This is a genomic window from Bacillus sp. AFS001701, from assembly GCF_002559405.1.
Classification (GTDB): domain Bacteria; phylum Bacillota; class Bacilli; order Bacillales; family Bacillaceae_G; genus Gottfriedia.
In genome coordinates this window covers 1-296 of the sequence record NZ_NTZO01000737.1, presented here as the reverse complement: position 1 = coordinate 296, position 296 = coordinate 1, and the positions used below count along the sequence as shown (strand labels likewise).

The window sequence follows — 296 nt, the reverse complement described above, 5'->3', positions numbered from 1 at the left end:
CGGCGGCTACTATCTCTGGAACGATAAGGCCGATAAGCTCTCCATCATGGCCTACTACGACCCAACGCACTTCAAGCCGGGTGACAGCGACAGCCATGCGCTTCGCCAGCTCGACAAGCGTAAAAGCACCATGATGGCCGGGCTCTCGTATGTACATAACACCGAGTATGGCTTCCTGCGTACGGCCCTGGCGGGTGACACGCTGGATAACAGCAACGGCTTTATCTGGGATCTGGCGTGGTTGTACCGCTACACCAACGGCGGGCTCACCCTGACGCCGGGTATCGGTGTGCAGT

At 58.8% G+C, this 296-nt stretch carries 1 protein-coding gene; it reads left to right on the top strand.

Annotated features, from left to right (window positions below; genetic code table 11):
- Positions 1-296 (top strand): MipA/OmpV family protein (locus CN514_RS24925; RefSeq protein WP_141529538.1); only part of this gene is annotated, 296 nt, incomplete at both ends.